At 71.6% G+C, this 19,087-nt stretch carries 18 protein-coding genes; 6 read left to right on the plus strand and 12 right to left on the minus strand.

Annotated elements, in window-relative coordinates; translation table 11 throughout:
• Nucleotides 1–10 precede the first annotated feature (10 nt).
• Nucleotides 11–3,055 (minus strand): ExeM/NucH family extracellular endonuclease, encoded by a 3,045-nt coding sequence (locus tag ACQPZX_RS06565; RefSeq protein WP_433375760.1) that lies wholly within the window; start codon nt 3,053–3,055, stop codon nt 11–13.
• A 143-nt stretch (nt 3,056–3,198) separates the two neighbouring features.
• On the opposite strand from ACQPZX_RS06565, the gene ACQPZX_RS06570 reads away from it, so the two are divergent.
• Nucleotides 3,199–3,639, plus strand: a complete 441-nt coding sequence (locus ACQPZX_RS06570; RefSeq protein WP_433375762.1) for a hypothetical protein — start codon at nt 3,199–3,201, stop codon at nt 3,637–3,639.
• 568 nt (nt 3,640–4,207) lie between these two features.
• Here ACQPZX_RS06570 and ACQPZX_RS06575 read toward each other — a convergent pair.
• Nucleotides 4,208–4,888: a response regulator transcription factor gene (locus tag ACQPZX_RS06575; protein ID WP_433375765.1), complete on the minus strand. Its 681-nt coding sequence runs from the start codon at nt 4,886–4,888 to the stop codon at nt 4,208–4,210.
• Nucleotides 4,885–6,009: a sensor histidine kinase gene (locus tag ACQPZX_RS06580; RefSeq protein WP_433375768.1), complete on the minus strand. Its 1,125-nt coding sequence runs from the start codon at nt 6,007–6,009 to the stop codon at nt 4,885–4,887. Before ACQPZX_RS06580 ends, ACQPZX_RS06575 begins: the two co-directional genes overlap by 4 nt.
• A 112-nt stretch (nt 6,010–6,121) precedes the next feature.
• On the opposite strand from ACQPZX_RS06580, the gene ACQPZX_RS06585 reads away from it, so the two are divergent.
• Together ACQPZX_RS06585 and ACQPZX_RS06590 are read left to right on the plus strand one after the other, a co-directional pair.
• On the plus strand, nt 6,122–6,823 hold the full coding sequence (locus tag ACQPZX_RS06585; protein ID WP_433375771.1) for an ABC transporter ATP-binding protein: 702 nt from the start codon (nt 6,122–6,124) through the stop codon (nt 6,821–6,823).
• On the plus strand, nt 6,820–7,545 hold the full coding sequence (locus ACQPZX_RS06590) for a hypothetical protein (RefSeq protein ID WP_433375774.1): 726 nt from the start codon (nt 6,820–6,822) through the stop codon (nt 7,543–7,545). The genes ACQPZX_RS06585 and ACQPZX_RS06590 overlap by 4 nt, the downstream gene beginning before the upstream one ends.
• On the opposite strand, the gene ACQPZX_RS06595 is transcribed toward ACQPZX_RS06590, so the two are convergent.
• The 8 genes from ACQPZX_RS06595 to ACQPZX_RS06630 all read right to left on the minus strand — a co-directional run bounded on the left by ACQPZX_RS06595 (nt 7,538) and on the right by ACQPZX_RS06630 (nt 16,181).
• The gene (locus tag ACQPZX_RS06595) at nt 7,538–8,068 is read right to left on the minus strand and encodes a copper resistance CopC family protein (RefSeq protein WP_433375777.1); all 531 of its coding nucleotides are present in this window, start codon (nt 8,066–8,068) and stop codon (nt 7,538–7,540) included. The genes ACQPZX_RS06590 and ACQPZX_RS06595 overlap by 8 nt on opposite strands.
• Nucleotides 8,065–9,240, minus strand: a complete 1,176-nt coding sequence (locus ACQPZX_RS06600) for a Dyp-type peroxidase (protein WP_433385058.1) — start codon at nt 9,238–9,240, stop codon at nt 8,065–8,067. Before ACQPZX_RS06600 ends, ACQPZX_RS06595 begins: the two co-directional genes overlap by 4 nt.
• 2 nt (nt 9,241–9,242) lie before the next feature.
• On the minus strand, nt 9,243–9,779 hold the full coding sequence (locus tag ACQPZX_RS06605; protein WP_433375780.1) for a copper chaperone PCu(A)C: 537 nt from the start codon (nt 9,777–9,779) through the stop codon (nt 9,243–9,245).
• A 75-nt stretch (nt 9,780–9,854) separates the two neighbouring features.
• Nucleotides 9,855–10,910, minus strand: coding sequence for a HupE/UreJ family protein (locus ACQPZX_RS06610; protein ID WP_433375783.1), 1,056 nt, complete (start codon nt 10,908–10,910; stop codon nt 9,855–9,857).
• A gap of 68 nt (nt 10,911–10,978) precedes the next feature.
• Nucleotides 10,979–11,563 carry a HupE/UreJ family protein gene (locus tag ACQPZX_RS06615; protein ID WP_433375786.1) on the minus strand — a complete coding sequence of 195 codons (585 nt, stop codon included), beginning with the start codon at nt 11,561–11,563 and terminating at the stop codon, nt 10,979–10,981.
• Nucleotides 11,560–13,446: a glycoside hydrolase family 9 protein gene (locus tag ACQPZX_RS06620; RefSeq protein WP_433375789.1), complete on the minus strand. Its 1,887-nt coding sequence runs from the start codon at nt 13,444–13,446 to the stop codon at nt 11,560–11,562. The genes ACQPZX_RS06615 and ACQPZX_RS06620 overlap by 4 nt, the downstream gene beginning before the upstream one ends.
• 163 nt (nt 13,447–13,609) lie before the next feature.
• Complete coding sequence (locus ACQPZX_RS06625; protein ID WP_433375792.1) at nt 13,610–15,598, minus strand: cytochrome c oxidase assembly protein; 1,989 nt, start codon at nt 15,596–15,598, stop codon at nt 13,610–13,612.
• A gap of 13 nt (nt 15,599–15,611) precedes the next feature.
• The gene (locus tag ACQPZX_RS06630) at nt 15,612–16,181 is read right to left on the minus strand and encodes a copper resistance CopC family protein (RefSeq protein WP_433375795.1); all 570 of its coding nucleotides are present in this window, start codon (nt 16,179–16,181) and stop codon (nt 15,612–15,614) included.
• 84 nt (nt 16,182–16,265) lie between these two features.
• Between ACQPZX_RS06630 and ACQPZX_RS06635 the strand changes: the two genes are divergently transcribed.
• From ACQPZX_RS06635 to ACQPZX_RS06645, 3 genes are all read left to right on the plus strand, one after another.
• Nucleotides 16,266–17,174 (plus strand): HupE/UreJ family protein, encoded by a 909-nt coding sequence (locus ACQPZX_RS06635; protein ID WP_433375797.1) that lies wholly within the window; start codon nt 16,266–16,268, stop codon nt 17,172–17,174.
• Between the two features lie 110 nt (nt 17,175–17,284).
• Complete coding sequence (locus tag ACQPZX_RS06640) at nt 17,285–17,686, plus strand: hypothetical protein (protein ID WP_433375800.1); 402 nt, start codon at nt 17,285–17,287, stop codon at nt 17,684–17,686.
• A 156-nt stretch (nt 17,687–17,842) separates the two neighbouring features.
• Nucleotides 17,843–18,436 (plus strand): alpha/beta fold hydrolase, encoded by a 594-nt coding sequence (locus ACQPZX_RS06645; protein ID WP_433375803.1) that lies wholly within the window; start codon nt 17,843–17,845, stop codon nt 18,434–18,436.
• A gap of 1 nt (nt 18,437) precedes the next feature.
• On the opposite strand, the gene ACQPZX_RS06650 is transcribed toward ACQPZX_RS06645, so the two are convergent.
• On the minus strand, nt 18,438–19,082 hold the full coding sequence (locus ACQPZX_RS06650) for a HupE/UreJ family protein (RefSeq protein WP_433375806.1): 645 nt from the start codon (nt 19,080–19,082) through the stop codon (nt 18,438–18,440).
• Nucleotides 19,083–19,087: the final 5 nt, after the last annotated feature.

Raw genomic sequence — 19,087 nt, forward strand, 5'->3', positions numbered from 1 at the left:
GTCAGAACCCTTAGCCGATCAGCTTCCAGGGGCCCCAGGGGTCCCCTGGCTTCTGGTTGCGGGTCCACCACTGGGCCTTGTACTTCTTGCCCTGGTAGGACACCACGTCACCGGCCTGGAAGATGCGGGACGCCGTCCAGACCGCGGTGCCGTCCTGGGTGGTGAGGATCTCCTCCCACGGGCCCCACGGGTCGCCGGGCTTCTGGTTGAGGGTCCACCACAGGGCGCGCCAGGTGGAACCGTTGTAGTAGACCAGGTCGCCGGTGTTGTAGATCTTCGCCTTGTTCCAGGCGGGGGCCGACGGGAGGGTCAGGCCGGCGATCACCGGGTCGTGGTCGGAGGCGGCGAACGGGTCGCTGCCGTTGAAGAGCAACGTTGCGTTGTAGTTGTAGCGGCTGTAGGCGTACGCGATGGCCTCTTGGGCGTTGATCTGCCAGACATCCGCCCCGGTCACCATGGCGCGGGCGCCGGCGTTCGCGACGATGTGGTCGAGCGAGCCCTCTAGGCCGTTGAACGAGTAGGTCTGCTCCGCCGGGTCGTAGACGCTGCCCAGGTCGGAGTAGCCCGCCGCGTAGAGGGTCTCCATCGGGTCCTCGTGGGTGTACGAGTTGAAGTCACCCACCATGAAGATGCGATTCGTCTTGAGACCGGCGGCGACCGACGACGCGAACGCGATGGTGTCCTGCGCCTCGTGCACCCGGGTGGCGTTGAACGCGCCCTGGTCGACGGCGGGAGACGACGTGTCCTCCTCGTCGCCGGGGTACAGCGGGGTGCCGGAGCCCTTCGACTTCCAGTGGTTGGCCACGACCACGAACGCGTCGGCGTCCGTCGCGCCCACCTTCTTGAAGCCCTGCGCCAGCGGCTCACGCGCGATCGAGAACGACTGCCCGGGACCCGACGCGGTGGTGAGCACCTGCGACGACCCGACCAGGGCGACCTCGGCCGGCTTGTAGATGAACGCCGTACGGATCACGTCCTGGTCGGCGAGCGGCGGCAGCTTGTCGGCGGACGGCGAGGGGACGTACGCCCAGATCGCGGAACCCGCCGCGGCGTTGAGCGCGTCGACCAGGCCGGCCAGGGCGGTGTCCCGCGGCTGGTTGAACCAGGCCGAGTTCTCGACCTCCTCCAGCGACACCACGCCGGCGTTCAGCCGGTTGATCCCGGTGACGATCTTCGCCTGCTGGCGGGCGAAGCTGACGTCGTTCGCGGCGCCGCGCGGCCCACTACCGGTGCAGGTGTTGACACCGATGTGGTTGCCCTCGCGGTCGTTGTAGTAGGTGCAGGTGCCGAAGCCCGCCGCCTCGTACTTCTCCCCGGTCATCGGGAAGTAGTTCTCCACGTTGAACGTGGCGAGGCTGGCGCCGGCGAACGAGCGCGGGTGCTGGTTGCCGGTGCGGGTGTCGCTGAACGTCGCGACCGCCGAGCCGTCGTCGGTGACCTGCTGGCGTGGCTGGAAGTTCCAGAGCGAGAAGCGGTACTCGAGGACCACCGGCTGGTGGAAGCTCACCTTCGAGCCGACGCTGGCCGGGTTGTCCGGGGTCAGCCACGGCAGCGGCTTGCCCGTGTTGGCGGCGCTCGAGTAGTTGGTGCTCGAGCCGTCGTCGAGGGTGACCATGCGGGCCGCGTTGTCGGCGGCCACCGCGTACGCGGCGGAACTGCCGGCCCCGGCGGCGTCGGTCGGCTGCCGCAGCGGCGTGTCACCGGCGGCGAGCGTGAACGACCCGTACCAGTTGGTGTCGTAGTTGTCCGAGACGGTGAACGTGCCCTGCGGCGTGACCAGCTCGCCCTCGTGGGCCTCCTTCTCGGCATTGGTGTCCAGCTCGGACCACGGGAGCGCGCGCGGCTGGACGGCCGGCAGCGCGGTGTCCAGCTTGGTCACCGACGGGCTGGTGATCTCGGTTTCGCCCTGGAACTCGGCGACCTTGCCGGCCACCCGGACGCTGTCGCCGATCGCGACCTGCGCGGCCGAGATCGAGCCGAAGACGAACACGCCGTCCGACGCGCCGGGCGTGGTGTCGGCGCCGCCGGTCTCCACGAAGAATCCGCTGAAGCCGCCGGTGGGGTAGGCCGCGGTGACGACGCCCTCGGTGATCACGTTCTGGTTCACGTACGGTGAAATATCGGTGTTTGTGCCCTGGATCTCGGCGATCGGCAGGACCACGGCAGCCGCGGCGACGACGAAGCTGAAGGTTGCGTCGCCGCTGACCCCGCTCGCGTCAGTAGCCGTGACACTCACCGTGGATGTGCCGGCGGCGGTCGGGGTGCCCGAAATGACCCCCGATTCGGAAATATCCAGACCGATCGGCAATCCGGTTGCGGCCCAGGCATAGGGTGCCGTTCCGCCGCTCGCGCTCAAGGTCAACGGTGCGATCGCGGTCCCAGCGGTCGCGTTCTGCGTGCCTGGATTTACCACGACAACGCCCGATTTGTCGGCAGCGGTCGGCGTCGGAGCGGCGACCTGGAAGTCAGCGGCGTTGTTGTCGGTGTCAGCGCCGGCAGCCGAACGCTGGTAGCTCAGCACGACCGAGTTCCCGCTGGGCGCGGTCCCCTCCGGCGAGTTGCTCGTGCCCCAGCCGATCTTGTCGATGACCGCGGCGTCGGTCGGCAGCACGCCCGTCGCGCTGGCGGCGAGGAACAGCGTCCCGCCCGCCGCGCCCGGGTTGACGCTGCTGCCGGTGCTGAGGTCGGCGGGCGGCAGGGCCGCGCCGTTCGCCCCGTTGCTCGGCAGCTGGATCAGGAAGTGGTCATGTGCCGCCACCGACCCGGTCAGCGCGAACACCTGCGACCCGCTGGGCACGACCGTGCTGGCCGGCGCCCGGTACTGCAACGTGTCCCCGGACAGCGAGATCGCCGCGTCCGTGGGGTTGTAGAGCTCGATGAACTTGTTGGTGTAGCTGGCACCGGCCGAGCCACCGTTGACGTAGGCCTCGCTGATCACCAGGCCGGTGCCGGCCGGGTTGGCGAGCGCGGGCGTGCCGTTGATCGAACAGGCAACACCCACTATGGACAGCGACAACGCCCCGATGGCGCCGCGCCGGAATAGGGCACGGGACACTCCCGACCTCCAAAAGCTTCCGCGGATCAACACTCGGACGCTAGGCGTCCACGCCCGACCGCGGGCGGACAAGACCTGAACGCAGCTTTGCGGAAGACCGGCCAAAATCAAAAGACCTTCGCGTACGGCGTCAGGAGCGAGCCATGATCTTTCCCGAGGACGCGTGGACCCGCGGGCTGGTTCAGGCCACGCGGGAGTACGCCGGTGGGGAGCTCTACGCCATCAGCCGCGCCGCCGAGTTGCTGGTCGTCTCGTCACAGCCGTCGGCGGAGCGCCGCCCGCTCCCGCCCGCCGACTACCGCCGGTTCATCACCGCGATCGGGGGCGTCGTTCCACGGGCCGACGCATTTCACCCGTTCTTCCACGAGATCGTCGCGGTCGAGCCGGCCGACGACCCGGACGCCGCACCCGAGCTGGTCCGCGAGTGGTGGCCGCCCTGCATGGCCGGCTCGATGATGTCGCTCTGGGGCGGCGTCACGGTCCGGGGCGGCGCCCACCACATGACGCCCGCGGTCGCCGCCGGCTCGCCCCAGCGCGCGGGTACCGGGCTCGGCAGCCCGGCGGGCAGCCGATCGTTGAGGTGATCTGCGGCCAGCCCCGCCGGATGGGTTCCAGGATGCGGGAAGCCGGCCAGCAGCGCCCGAGTCGCCAGATAGCGCAACCGGATGGCCGCGTCGCCGACGCGAGCCGGGTTCGGGAAGCACGTAGCGGCCAGTTGTTCGGTGCTCATTGCCTCGTGCTCGGCGACCAGCCGCAACACCTGTTGGTCGACCTCGGTCAGCCGCTCGATGGCGGCGAGCACATTGACCGGATGGAACCTGTCGGTACGGGCTCGGGCCATGCTGGGCGCACCTCGACTCTCGCCAGGCCCCTTCCCCCGTGGCCGAGGCCGGTCGACCGGCCACCCACACGCTCCACCAGACCGATCTTGTCAACGGTATGCACGCTCGCATCGAACCCGACAGCCGTCTCCGGTAGTCCCCGGTGGTCCCGGTCCGGCCGTCCTTCTCTCCCCCCGGCCACGCCGGCCGGGGCGTCCGCGACCCAGGAGCCGCGGTTGTCGGCGTTGCGCCCACCGACAAGCCGCCTGCCTTCGCCGAAGCCAGGACCACGTCGCCCGGCTCATCACACGGTCGGCCGGCTCGGCAGAGGTCAACGTGCCCTGTCCGTGGGCGGCGGCGCGATCAGACCGGTCTCGTAGGCGATGACCACCAGCTGCGCGCGGTCGTGCGCGCCGAGCTTGGCCATGGTCCGGTTGACGTGGGTCTTGACCGTGTGCGGGCTGACCGTCAGGTGCTCGGCGATTTCGTCGTTGGACAGGCCACGGCCGACCAGGGCCAGGATCTCGCGTTCGCGGAGGGTCAGATCGGCGAGCCGGGCCGGCTGCACCAGCAGGGCCGGCTCGGGGCGGGCGAGGAAGCGGGCGATGAGGCTGCGGGTGGCGGCCGGGGTGAGCAAGGCGTCGCCGCGGTGGACTATGCGGATGGCGTCGAGGAGTTGTTCCGGCTCCGCGCTCTTGCCGAGGAAGCCGCTGGCGCCGCTGCGCAGGGCCGCGAAGACGTACTCGTCGATCTCGAACGTGGTCAGGATGAGCACGTGAACGCCGGCCAGGTCGTCGTCCGCGGTGATCTGGCGGGTAGCGCCGAGGCCGTCGAGTTCGGGCATCCGGATGTCCATCAACACGACGTCGGCGCACTGCGTGCGGGCCAGGGTGACGGCTTCGGCGCCGGTCCGGGCCTCGCCGACGACCGCAAGGTCGGCCGCGGAACTCACCAGGGTGGCGAAGCCGGCACGGACCACCGGCTGGTCGTCGGCGATCACGACCCGGATCACGCCGTACCCGCCGAGGCCGGGAGCGTCACGGTGACCTGGAAACCGCCGGCCGGCCGGGGAGCGGCTCGCAGTGAGCCGCCCACCGCCGCGACGCGTTCCCGCATGCCGATGATGCCGTGGCCGCTCGCCGGGCGTACGAAAGGGCCGCCGTTCTCGACCTCGACGGTCAGCGCATCCGGTCCCGAGTGCATGGTGATCCGCACCGGCTCGCCCGGGGCGTGCTTGCAGGCATTGGTGAGGGCCTCCTGGATCACTCGGTAGGCGGTGAGGTCGACCGGCCGGGTGAGAGCGAGCGGAGCACCTTCGTGGCGGACGTCGACCTGAAGGCCGGTGCGACGGAAGGAGGCGAGCAGGTCGTCGAGCCCGTCCAGACCGGTGGTGGGTTCGGTCGGGGCGGTGGGCTCGCCGGGCTGGCGCAACAGGCCGACAGAGTCGCGCAGGTCCTCTAGCGCCGCCCGGCTGCCGTCGCGGACGTGCCGCAAGGCGTCGCGTACCGCGGGCGCCGGGTCGGTCAGCAGGTGGGCCGCCACCCCGGCCTGCACGTTGATCAGGGCGAGCTGGTGGCCCACGCTGTCGTGCAGGTCGCGGGCGATGCGCAGCCGCTCCTCCGCGACCCGCCGCTGGGCGTCCAGCTCGCGGCTGTGTTCGGTCTCCTCGACGCGGCGTACGACCTCGGCCAGGTAGTGCCGGTGATGCCGGGCCGCGGTGCCGGCCGCCACCGCCAGCGCGCCCAGGGCGACCAGCGTCAGGTTCTCCGGTCCCAGTACGCGGTGCGGTGCGCCGAGGGTGTGGAAGGCGCCGATGGCCAGCACGACCGCGCCGCCGAGCAGCAGCGACCGGCGGCGGTCGGAATGCTCGGCGACGGTGTAGAGCGCCACCAGCGGCGCGCTCAACGCCAGGATCCCGTTCTCGCCGCGATACCGGAACATGTACACCTCGGCCGCGATCGTGGTGACCACGAGGACGGCGTACGGGAAGCGGTGACGTAGCAGCAGCGGCGCCGCGGCCGCCGCGGCGAGCAGTACGGACAGACCGTCCCGCAGGTGGTCGCCGTCGGCCCGGCCGAGCAGGGTGGCGAGGAAAACCGCGCCGGCGACGGCGCCGTCCGCGAGGCCCTTCATGAACCCCACCGTAGGCGTGCGGGCGGTCCGGCACGATACCGCCGATGCTGTACGCCGAAGATGCCGCCGCCGGGTGACGAGAATGACCATCCCGTTCGGACAGAGTCGGGCCATGACCCTTGTGACAGCGACCGGACTGACAAAACGATTCGGGGCGGTCGAAGCCGTCCACGACCTCGATTTCCAAGTGGCGCCCGGCATCACCGCGTTCCTCGGCCCGAACGGCGCCGGCAAGACCACGACCCTGCGCATCCTGCTCGGCCTGATCCATCCGACCGCCGGCACCGCGACCATCGACGGCAAGCCCTACGCCGCCCTGGCTCATCCCCGCCGGACGGTCGGGGCGGTGCTCGAAGCGACCGGCTTCCACCCCGGCCGCACGGCCCGACAGCACCTGCTGGTCCTCACCACCGGGGCGGGACTGCCCGCCGCTCGCGTCGGCGAGGTCCTCGACCAGGTCGGCCTGGCCGACGCCGCCGATCGTCGCGTCGGTGGCTTCTCCCTGGGCATGCGCCAGCGGCTCGGACTGGCCGGCGCGCTGCTCGGCGACCCCGGCGTGCTGATCCTCGACGAACCCGCCAACGGCCTCGACCCGGCCGGGATGGCCTGGCTCCGCGGGCTGCTGCGGCAGCTGGCGGACGACGGCCGTACCGTGCTGATCTCCAGCCACGTCCTGGCCGAAGTCGCCCAGACCGTCGACCGGGCCATTGTGATCAGCGGCGGCCGGCTCCGCTACTCCGGGCCGCTCGACGGGCTGACCGCCGACGGCCTCGAGGCCGCGTTCCTGCGACTCACCGAGGAGGCGCAGCGATGACGGTCCGCGCCGAGATCCGCAAACTGCTCACCACCCGTACGCCGCTGCTGTTGTTCGCCGCGGCGCAGCTGCTCGTGGTCGCCGGCATCTCCGGAGTCATGGCCAAGCGTGACGACATCGCCGCCACCGAGACCCAGCGCGCCGCTGTTTCGCACATCGGCCTGGTATCGCTGTTCGCCCTCGTTCTCGGCATCATGGCCGTCGCCGGCGAATACCGGCATCGCACCATCAGCGACACCTACCTCACCACCCCGGGGCGTGCCCGCGTCGTTCTGGCCAAGCTCGGCGTCTACTCGATCGCCGGGCTGGTCTTCGGCGGCGGCGCCGCCGTGACCGCCCTGGCCGCCGCCGCCATCTGGCTGACCGCCAAGGGAGAGTCGCTGGCCATCGGCTCCGGCGACCTCTGGCAGACCATCGTCGGCGGCGTCCTCTGGAACGCGCTGTTCGGCGCCATCGGCGTCGGCGTCGGCGCCCTGATCACCAACCTGATGGGCGCGATCGCGGCCGCCCTCGCGTGGATCGCCCTGATCGAGGGCATAGTCGGGCAACTCGTCGGCGACGCCCGAGACTGGCTGCCCTTCGCCCTCGGCTCGGCTCTCGACAATCTGCCCACCGCCGACAGTGGCCCAACCCAATGGGCTGCCGGTCTCGCGCTTGCGGCGTACGCCGTGGCGTTCGCGGCAGCGGCCATGTTGACGACGGTGCGGCGGGACGTCACGTGACACCGGAGCGAGAGCGCAAACGCCGGGAAAGGGCCACGGCGAGCCCGGCAAGGACGGCGAGCCCGGCAAGCCCGACGACGACCAGCCCGGACACGCCGCCCGCGGATTCCGTCGCGGCCGGCGGGGCGGCCGCGGTGGTCACGGCGGCAGCGGGGGCCTGGGCCGGGTCAGCGACGGTGAACCTGTACGAGCCTTGCACGGCGTGGCCGTCCACCGAGACGGTTCGGTAGGCGACCGTGTAGGCGCCGTTGGCCAACGGCCCGGCGATGGCGACGGTGCCGGTCGCCCCGTCGATGGCGGGACTGCTTATGGGCACGCGTTGCTTGCTCGCGCTCGAGACGACGATGGTGGTGAATTCGGGGTTGAGCTTTTGCAGGAAGCGCAGCCGCACCTCTCGCGGCGCGGCGCTCAGGGTGGCGTCGGCGGCCGGGGTGGACTCGGCAAGGGAGTTGTGGGCCCAGGCCGGCGCGCCGGGCAGCAGCACGGCGAGCAGAACCGCGAGCACGGTGAGCAGGCGCCTCATGCCAGAACCTGCTCGCCGACCCAGCCGTCCGGGGCGCAGCCGGCCGGGACCGCGAAGACGGCCGACCCGATCGGGGTGATCCATTCGTTGAGGAGGTCCTTCTCGGCGAGGCGTTGCTGGATGGGCAGGTACTGCCGGGGGATGTCGGCCTGGAAGGCGGCGAAGATCAGGCCGCTGTCGGGCTGCCCGGCGGCGTTGGGTGCGCCGTCGTAGTTGTACGGCCGGCGCAGGATCTTCAATGCCGGGTCGGTGACGTGGGCCCGGGTGACGTGGGCGTAGTCGGGCATCACCGGAAGGCCGCCGTCGTTCAGCGCGGTGAAGTCGGGCTCGTCATGCTCCCGGGTGCCGCTCAACGGCGCGCCGCTGTCGAGACGGCGGCCGACGGCGTTCTCCTTGTCGGCGACGCTGAGCAGATCCCACTTCTCGATCTCGGCGCGGATCCGGCGGACCACCAGCGTGGTGCTGCCGTCCGGCCGCCAGACGGCGGTGTCCATGACCGTGCCGGTGGGGTTGGCGGTGCCGTCGAGCTGGCCGAGGACGTTGCGCTGGGTGAAGCCGGCGGGCTGCGCACCGGGGCTGCGCCGGAAGCCGGTCTGCACCCAGCGGACCGCCGCGAACGGACGTGTGTCCTTGATCAGCATGCGCTGCGCGTGGGCGACGGTGAGCGGGTCGTCGGCGCAGATCTGCAGCAGCAGGTCGCCGCCGGACCAGCGCCTTTCGAGCCGGTCCGTGCGGAAGGCGGGCAGGTCGGCGATCGGCGGCCTGACCCCGGCCGCGGTGTAGAGGCCGGGGCCGAAGCCGAAGGTGATGGTCAGGCGGGCCGGGAGCACGGCGAGGGTGGCGTCGGTGTCGCCGAGCGCCGGCTCGCCGCGGGTGAGCCGGCGCGCGTCGTCGGTGAGCAGCCGCATCATCCGGCCCAGCGCCCGCCGGTCGGTGCCGGCGGGCAGGGTGAAGGCGACGAACGCCGCGTGGGCGGGCGGCTCGGTGGTGACCCCGGCTTGCCGCGGTCCGTGGAACGGGATTGTCCCGGTGCCGATGTCGGGAGCGGCCGGGCCGGCCGCGACCGGCGGCGCGTCGCGGCTCGCGGCCACCGTGCCGGCGCCGGCCGCCGCGCCGACGACTAGACCCGCGCCCGCGAGGGTGCCGCCGGTGATCAGGGACCGCCGTGGGATCGTCACATGCCCGCCATCGACGGCGCCGCGCTCGGCGCGTAGCTCTCACCGGCGCCCGCGAACGGCTTCGCGACGGCGTTGAACGCCACCGTGGCGCCGTCGCCCAGGATGAGCGTGAACTGAAGCTGGTCACCCGGTTTGATCGGCGCGGACGGCTTCATGAGCATGAGGTGGTCGCCGCCTGGCGACAGCTCGTGGGTGCCGTTGGCCGGGATGACAAAGCCGCCCTCCTTCGGCCGCATCACCATCTTGCCGCCGTCCATCGCCATCTCGTGCAACTCCATCGGCGAGGCCGGCGACGACGCGCCGACCACGGTGATCTCCTTGCCGGTGTTGTTGACCAGCGTGCCGAACGCCGCGGTCATGTCGGAGTCGACGGCCTTGACCCATGGGTCCTTGACCGTGAGCGTGGCGGCGGGGGCGGACGACGCAGGCGGGGCGGTAGTGGCCTCAGAGGTGTCCGCACCGCACGCGGCGAGGCTGCCGACGGCGAATGCCGCGGCCAGGGCAACGAGCGTCTGACGGGAGAGAGTTCGCATTATTCTCTTTCTGGTGACTTCCGGGCTGAAGCTGTCATTCCGGTAGTCGGTTCGTGCCTCGTTTCAGTTCCCGCGCTACTCGGCCGGCTTCGAGCGCGGGTCGGCGAACCAGTCCGCCGCGAACTGGCGCAGCGCGGCCAGGTCGAAGCTCGTGCAGGCTAGTTGCGTCTGGAAGGCGTGCACGGCCTTGACGGGCTGGGTCTGGCCGGCAGCGGGACCACCGACGACCCGGCCGGAGGCCGGGTCGGTGACGAACGCGCGGAGCTGGTCGAGCTGCTCGGCGGGCAGGTTGGGGGCGTAGTGCACGATGACGTAGCCGTCACCGACGACGTGGCCGAAGGACTTGGCCGGAGGCTGTTCGGCGGGTTCGAAGAAGTCCTTGGCGGGGTGGCCGCCGCCGGCCGGGTAGGTGTCGGTACGTTTCTGGACCTGGCAGTTTTGGCCGACTGCTTCCGCGGCGGGCGCCGGTTCGGTTATAGCGGTGACGGTGAGCAGGCCGGCGGCGGCGACACCCACGACGGCCAGTGCGGCGAGCGCGACGCGAGGCTGGAGCTTGCCGGGCAGATAGCGGACGACCGCCGCGACGAGCAGCACCATGACGAGCAGGGCGGTGAGCTGGCCGATCTCGACGCCGAGGTTGAAGGCGAGCACGCGGGGAATGACCCCGTCGGAGGGCAGGCCGAGGTCTTGCAGGCGGGTGGCCAGGCCCACGCCGTGGATGAGGCCGAAACCGAACACGGCCGCGCCGAACCAGCGCCACCGCACGGGCCGGCCGAGCACGCCGATGACGCCGACGAAGACCAGGCTGAGGGCGACCACGACGTCGACGAGCACCGGATTGACGTGCCAGCCGGCGACGGTGGCAGTGAACAGGGTGATGCTGTGGCCGAGCGCGAACAGGCTGATCATCTGGGCGGCGCGGCGGCGATCGGCGGCGATCAGCGCGACGCCGCCGACGAACAGCAGATGGTCCCAGCCGAGCAGCATGTGTTTGACGCCGAGCCAGATGAAGCCGTACCAGGTTTCGCTGGTGCCGCCGATGCCGTGGGCGTGCGCCGCGTCGGGGGCGGCCAGCAGGCAGGCGGTCACGGCTGCGGCGACGACGGCGGCGCGGCGCGCGATCGGTGGCATCGGTGGTCCTTTCCCAGGCGACTGGTACGTCCCATTGGTCGTCGCCGGGCGGGCGGGAGTTCCCGGGATTACGGCAGGGCCAGGCCGATACCGGTGGCGAGGCCGACGGCGGTCAACCCGGCGAAGATGGCCCGCTCGGCGCGCGGCCAGGACGATGCTCGGACGGCGAGCTCACCGAGGACGTAGAGCAGGTAGAGGGCCAGGACCTGCCCGAGCTCGACACCGACGTTGAAAGCGAGCAGCCGGGGGATGCTGCCACCGGCCGGGATCGGCAGCGCTTGGAAGCGGGTGGCCAGGCCGAGGCCGTGGACCAGGCCGAAGGCGAGCACCGCGGCGCCGAACCAGCGGAATCGGGCGGGTCGTCCGAGCAGCCCGGCGACGCCGACGAAGGCGACGCTGTCGGCGATGACGATGTCGACCAGGCCGGCGTCGAGCCGCCAGCCGGCGAGGGTGGCGGTGATCAGGGTGGTGGAGTGCCCGAGCGCGAACAACGACAGCAGGCCGGCGGCCCGGCGTGGGTGCCAGGCCAGCAGGACGACACCGGCGATGAACAGCAGATGGTCCCAGCCGGTGAGCATGTGGGTGAGGCCGAGCTCGACAAAGGCGAGCAAGCTCTCCTGGCCGGTCGCGTCGACCCCGTGGGCGAAGATCAATGTTGTTTCGCCATCAGCGCGAAGGCGAGCAGCCCGGTGGCGGTGAAGTCGATCGAGGGCTCGTTGTTGGCCGACACCCGCATGTCGTCGACGTAGTGGACATCGTCGCGGTCGAACCGCGCGAACTCGTCGGTCGCGCAGGGGCTGGATTGTGGGTCGGCTAGTAGTTCGTGGACGCGGTCGGCGCTGTTCGGGCCGTTGACCACGGCGCCGAGCATGCCGAGCGGGGTGGCCGGGCCGGCGGTCAGGGTGGCGATCTGGTCGTGCGGGCAACGCGGGTATGTGGTTCCCACGCCGACCACCATCGAGGTGCCCCAGCCGTTGACGCCGAGCACGACACCCCGCTGGGCGGTGGCGAAGCCGGCGTACCGGCCGTCGGCGAAGGTGTGCTCATACAGCTCGGCGACGGCGGTGAAGCCGAGTTGCCGGGCCGCGTAGTCGTAACCTCCGTTCCCGGCGGCGGCCCGCATCGCGTTCCGGGAGGCCGCGATGACGCCGGCGTCGAGTCGGCGTTGCATGTCGCGTCGCAGCGTGGCGGCGTCGATCGCGGTGCCGGTGACCCTGGTGGTGACGAGCGTGCGGGCCAGTTCCGCGTCGGCCAGCGCGCTGACGTCGTACACGCTCAGGCTCGCGTCGCCGCCGCGTTCGACGTTGGTCTTGGCCCATCGGGCGGCCGTTCGCAGCCAGCCGTCTGCGCGGGTGTCCCGCAGCAGGTCCCCGGCTCGGGCGAGCTCAGTGGCGCCAAGGGCGATGTCGTCGGTCCAGCTGTCCTCCGGGTAGAACGAACGCGGCTCGGCCGTGACGAGCTCGCCGGGGTCGTCGGTGCGGGCGAGGTCGAGAATCTGAGCCGCGGTGTCGAGATGCTCCTGTGCCCGGTCCGGGTCGCCGGCGGCCTCGACCTGGGCGGCGAGGGCGAACGCGGCGGCGACCCGGCCGGCGAGGTTGGGGCTGAGCGGCTCGCCGGGCGCGGCCGCCCGGAACACGGGCCGGTACCGCTGGTAGTAGCGCTGATCGCCGGGCTCAACCGCTAGCCGGTCGTCGGTCTCCGGGAGCCGCCAGGTGTCGTGATCGCCGAGGATGTTCTGTCCGCCGCTGCCGATGCCGACCTGGGTGTGCAGCGTGCCGCTGTCCGGGTCCCACATCTTGGCGAGCCAATCCAGGCCGTGCCGGGTTTCCGCGGCGAGACCGTCGACGGCCATGCCGTCGCGCTGCGCGATCAGCATCGCGATGAGGGCGTACGCGGTGGTGTGGGTGAATTTCAGGAAGTCGCCGGCGTCGAACCAGCCGCCCTCGACGTCGACCGGTCCATCCGCGGCGGCCAGGTCGCGGCTCAGCCGGCCGCGGTTGTCGAACGCCGGCGTCTCGTAGACGGTCGCCGCCCGGTCGGCGAGGTGCGAGGGCTGCCGCCGCCAGAGGGTGCTCACCTGGTTGGCGCCGTCGCGGTGTGCCTGGAAGTATTCGACCGAGTCCCGTGCGAGGGGCCCGAACAGCTCGTCCGCGTCGCCGATGTGGAAGGGCGGCGACTCCGCGCGGACCGGTCCGTCGATCCGCAGCCGATAGGTTCCCGGCTTGGCGAGCGCGGTCAGGTCGACCGGCCGCACGTCCCGGAAATTCGTGTTCCAGGCACCCCGGCTCGCGCCGACGGTCGTGGACAGCACCTTCTTGCCGTCCGGCCCGACGACGGTGGCGCGGGCACCGGCGGCGTCGCGCGGCGCGAGCAGTACCGCGATCTTCGCCTCGCCGAATGCATAGCCGAGCTGGTCGACTCGGACGTAACCGTCCGGCGCGGCCGGTGAGTCCGTGCACGCACCGGACAGCAGCAGAAGTCCTACGGCGAACGGCGCGAAAAGTCGACGTCGAACAGCGGCGGCCGGTGTCGTCACGGGACCAAAGTCTGTCGGCGCCCCCGCCTATTCAGACGGACCGGCTGTCCGGCGCCCGAGGCACCGCTTCGTAGACAGCACCGTGGCGAGTACGTGCCGTCTTGCGCAATACGGTTGACGACGGCGCGCAGGGTCTCCGGGGTGCGGCCACCAGCCTCAGCGGTCAGCGTCGTGGTTGCTGCTGGAGCCACGCGTTGTAGGCCGCGAGGGCGGCGTCGCCGTCGCGGTCGGCGGCTCGGTCGAGGCGCCGCTGTTCGCGTTCGTCGTCGCGGACCCACTGGCGGAACAGGATGATCGCCACCAGGACGGCCGGGGCCTCGCCGATCGCCCAGGCGATGCCGCCGCCGGTGCGCTGGTCGATGAGCGGATCGGGCCCCCACGGCCGGGCGATCTCGGCGAACCAGTCAGCGGCGATGACCGTGCCGGTGTTCATCAGGGCGACGCCGAAGAACGCGTGGAACACCAGCGCGCCGAGCAGCAAGACCATGCGGACGGGGTAGTTCAGCCGGCGCGGCAGTGGGTCAGGGCCGATGAGGATGGCGAAGAACAGGTAACCGGAGAAGATGAAATGCGCGTACATCGCCAGGTGGGCGGGGTGGTTGCGTAGCGCGTACTCGTAGGCGCCGGAGAAGTACATGACGTACAGGCCGCCGATCCACAGGACGGCGGCCACGATCGGATGCGTCAACACACGAGTGACCCGCGAATGCATGGCGGCGGTGAGCCAGGCGCGCGGGCCGGGAAAGCGCGAGTCACCGCCGGCCGGCAGCGCGCGCAGGGCGAGAGTGATCGGGGCGCCGAGCACGAGCAGGATCGGAGCGAGCATGGCGGTGAGCATGTGCGCCACCATGTGCGCGCTGAACAGGACCGGCGCGTACCGCGCCAGGCCGCTGCCGGTGGCGACCAACACCAGCAGCAGGCCGCCGAGCCAACAAGCGGTGCGATGGTGCGGCCAGGCGATTTTCTTGCGCCGCATTTCCCGTACGCCGAGCAGATAGCACCCGGCCGCGGCGAGACAGACGGTGGTGAAGAACAGATCAGGTCGCCAGTCGAGCAGGAACGCGGCCGCGGTGGGCGCGTCGGGCATCGGGAAGCCGAGCAGCACATCGGCACGGGTGAGCCCTGTGATGTCCAGCCGGCCCGGCGCCTGCGCCCGGCCGAGCCCGACGGCGACGCCGACCGTGGCCGCCATCAGAATGACCTCGGCGACCGCGAACCTGAGGAACCCGGACCGGTCACCGGTGTCGCGCAGAGCTGGCAGGGTGGTCTTGCGGTGCCACCAGCCGAACGTGCCGAGCCCGGCCAGCGCGAACAGCTTCGCCTGGATCAAGACCTCGTAGCCGGTGCCGGTGAGCCGGTCGAGCGAGCCGACCCGCAGCCACAGGTTGAGCAGCCCGGACCCGGCGACCGCCACGCAGCAGGCCAGCGCCAGCCGGCTGAAGCGGCCGGCGGCGACCGGCAACGCCTCCCGATCCCAGCGGGCGAGCAGCAACAGCGCAACCAGGCCGCCGACCCACAGTGCGGCGAAGAGAATGTGCCCGGCCAGGCTGATCGTCGCGGTGTTGTGGTCGAGCGAGGAGGCGGCGTGCCCAGCGAACGCCACCGGAACGATCCCCGCGACCGTGACCGGCAGCGCGGCCACAAGTAGGGCCGGCCGTGTCGCGAGCCAGCAGCAACCGAAGACGATCAACCCGGACGCGGCGGCGATCAGCTGCGCCCGGCCTTGCGGCACGAACAACGCGGTGTTGCCCACCAGCTCGGCGTCCACCGCAGCCAGCGACCGGCCGCTCAGGTCGGCGGCCACGAACACGATCTGGGTGGCGCTCGCCACCGCCCACCCCAGGCCGGCGATCGCGGCGAGCCTGGCAAACCGGGCGGCCGCCGCCGAGAGCGCGCCGCCGTCGCCCTGCGGGCTGAACAGCACGCCACCCACGAGAAGTCCGAGAGTGAGCACGGCGGCCAGCTCGGCCACCAAACGCGCCGCGGGCAGGCCCCAGGCCACGACCGCGCCGCCGTCGCCGAATCCGGCGGTGATCCTGGAGACCCCGCCGCCGGCGGACAGTGACCACGCCGCCGCCGCTGCAGCGGCGGCCGCGGCGGCCGCACCGACGCCGCCGAGCGTGCGACGGGTGATTACTGGTGCTTCGCTCATCAGGCGCACGACTCTAGACGCTGTTCGATGGCCGACGGCGGCGTCCCGCCACGAGCACTCCCACGACGGCGGCCAGAATCACGCCGCCGATCACCCACAGCCAGACGCCGGCGCCGCCGTCGTCCTCGGCCGGGATCGCGGCCGCCGAGGTGGCGGTGGTGGCCGGCGCCGGCTCGCTGGGCTGGGCTGTGGCGCTCGGCGAGGCCGGCGGCACCTGGACCCGGAAGGTGGTCTTTCCAGAGACCGGGTGTCCGTCGGCCGAAACGATCCGGAACGCGACGGTGTACTGGCCGGGCTCAAGCGTGCCGGGCAGCGGCTGGGTCACTGTCGGCCCATCGGTAACCGCCTTGTCGACCACGACCGCGGTGCCGCCGGGCCGGGTCACTTTCACCGTGGTGAACCGCTCCTGCAAATCCTCGTTGAACGTGAAGCGCACTTCACCGGGTGCCTCGGCCACCGTCGCCCCGTCCCTCGGTGTCGTCTCGCGCAGGGCGGCATCCGCGAACGCCGGTGTGGCCAGACCTGCCGCGGCAAGAACGCCCGCCACCACCGCCGCCGGCGCCATGATTCTGCGCACGCTCACGATGTCGTCCTCCCATCCGGTGTTTCGAGGTTGGTCGACCCACGAGCCCGTAGAGTTCCCGGCGACCGACAGGAAGGACGACGGGTGCTGCTCGCGCACGGCCTCGACGCGGCCGCGGACACCGTGCCCGGCTTCGTGTGGCTCGGCTTCACGCACATGCTCCGCGGCTGGGACCATCTGCTGTTCATCGGCGGTGTGGTCCTGCTCGCCGGCCGTCTCCGGCGCGCCGCGGCCATGCTGTCGCTGTTCGCGCTCGGGCACAGCGCCACCCTGTTCACCGCCAGCGTCTCCGGTTGGCACGTCGATCCGGAGCTCGTGGACGTGATGATCGCGCTCAGCGTGGTGGTGGTCGGCGCGATCGCGATCGTCGGGCGGCCGCGCGATTGGACCTGGTTCGCGGCGCTGGTGTTCGCATTCGGCTTGGCGCACGGGCTCGGCCTGGCCACCCGCTTGCAGGCGCTCGGCCTGCCGGAGGACGGCCTGATCCCCCGAGTCCTCGCCTTCAACCTCGGCGTCGAGCTCGGCCAGCTTGCCGCGGTCACAGTCGTCTTCCTCATCGGCATGGCCGTGCGGGACCGGATCTCGTGGCGGCCGCTGCCGCGCGTCGCGGCTGCGATTCTGGTCGCCGGCGGGCTGGCCGCAGCCATCATGGTGCCGCTCACCGCCACCGGCGAGCTCCCGTTCGCCCCAGGCCGCAGCACCGTGTGCACCGTCTACGACCACCCCGCCTCCGACGCCGGGCCGGAGCTCGCCCAGGGCCTCGTCGTCGTCCGCTATCAGCCCACCCTCGGCCGCGCCGAGCTGCAACGGCTGCGGGCCTGGATCGATGACGCCGGCGCCGACCGGGTCACTGCGGAGCCGGCTTCGCAGCCGGCGGTCATCGTCGCGAGCGCCGGGGAGCGCAGGCTGACCTGCACCGCATTCGACGAGGACGCATTGCGGCACTTCGTGGCCGACTGGCTCGACTCACGGCAGCCGGTCCCGGCGCGCTGACCGCGCCGGGGCGGCCCTTGCGAGGCAGCCAGAATCAGAGGCTGCGCATCAGGTTGTGCGCATCGCGAGCGGCTTGCCGCGACCAGGCCCTGAGCACGTACGCTTGCGGCATGACCCGGACCGGCCACCCGCGCGCCTGGCGCGCTGTGCGTGACCACCGGATCTCCGCGCTCGCGGCAGCGTTCATGCTGCTGCTGGCGCTGGGCGCGAGCATGCTGGTTTCCGCCGGCAGCCCCCATCACGAGCGCGACGCGCACACCCACGCCGTCGCAAGCGCCGCGGTCGACGTCGAATCCGGCGGCGCCTCGGCGCAGCCGGCCGCGCACGAGCACGAGCACGGCAACGAGTGGGTGCCGACCCTCGGCAAACGCGTACGACCGGCAGCCACCACCACGCTGCTCGGCTTCCTCCCGGTGCGCCCGGCTGCCCAGGCCTTGGCCGTGGGCCGGACGCCCGTCCTGCCGTCTCACGCCAGTAACGATCTCTCCGCACTGGGCGTCCTGCGGGTATAGCAGCCGGCCTGTCCCGGCAGCTCTACCCGCGCCCGTCTCCCGCACCCGCGGCAGGACCGGCGCGTCTGTCCCTGTCCTCCCGCGCAGGAAAGACGATGCCCCATGCGCCCGCAACCACCCCGCCGCACCACACATGCAACCGGAAGCCCGAGAAACATGCTCGTCTACGACCGCTGGGGCGAGTTCGGCCGCCCCGTCGTGCTGCTGCATGGCCTGCTGTTCGACCGCACGATGTGGTGGCCGGTCGCCGCCGAGCTCGCCTCGGCCGGCTGCACCATCGTCGCGCCCGACCTCCCCGGCCACGGGCAGAGCCCGCCGCGCGACGACTATCGCCTCGAGCGCGTCGCCCGTGATCTGGCCGGCCTGGTCGACAATCTCGGCCTGCGCCGCGCGCCGCTGCTGGTCGGGCACGGCGCCTCAGCGCTGCTCGCGGCCGTGTTCGCCGACGCCTACGCCACGCACGAAGTCGTCATGCTGGACGAGCCGTCACCCGACGCCCGCCGAATCGAGGAAATGGCCGTCACCGACGGCCTCGACCAGATACCCGACATCTACCGCTGCTACGCCGAGCCCAGCCGCGACCCAGCGCTGCTTCGCGCGTACGAGAGCTGGGCCGCGCAACCACCCACCCGCCGCAACGAACCGGCGATGGCCGGCCCGCCGCGAAGCAGTCCGGGGGTGCCGGACGCGGCCTTCCTGCATCTGGCCGACCCGGAGGGCTTCGCCGCCGTGCTACGGGGCCTGCTGTGATTCACCGTCCGGCGGCGAGCATCAGAACGAAGGACACGAGGTAGAGGGCAGTGAACAGTTTGGGCTCGATGCTCGGCCATCGCCGCGTCGAGACCAGCACCTCGCCGAACAGGTACAGGAGGTAGAGACACAGGATCTGGCCTAGTTCGACGCCGAGGTTGAACGCCAGCAGCCGGCTCAGCAGGCCACCCGGCGGGATGGACAGCGCCTGGAACCGGGTGGCCAGGCCGAGCCCGTGTACCAGCCCGAAGGCCAGCACCGCCGCGCCGAACCATCGGAAGCTGCGCGGGCGGCCCTTGACGCCGACCACCCCGACGAAACCGACGCTGACCGCGATGATCAGGTCGACCAGCGCGGGCGACAGCCGCCACCCGGCCAGGGTGGCGGCGATCAGCGTTGCGCTGTGGCCGAGAGCGAACAACGAGAGCAGACCCGCGGCGCGGCGCGGGTGCCAGGCGAGAAGGACGACCGCGGCGATGAACAGCAGGTGGTCCCAGCCGGTGAGCATGTGGGTGAAGCCCAGGCCAAGGAAGTCGAGGACGCTCTCGTCACCCTTCGCCCGCACCCCGTGCGCCTGGGCCGGAGCCGCCGCACCGAGCGCCGCCGCGGCAGTCAAGGTAGCGGCGATGGCGTGTGGTGCCCGCATATCCC

The sequence above is a fragment of the Actinoplanes sp. CA-142083 genome (assembly GCF_050942195.1).
Taxonomy (GTDB): Bacteria; Actinomycetota; Actinomycetes; order Mycobacteriales; family Micromonosporaceae; genus Actinoplanes.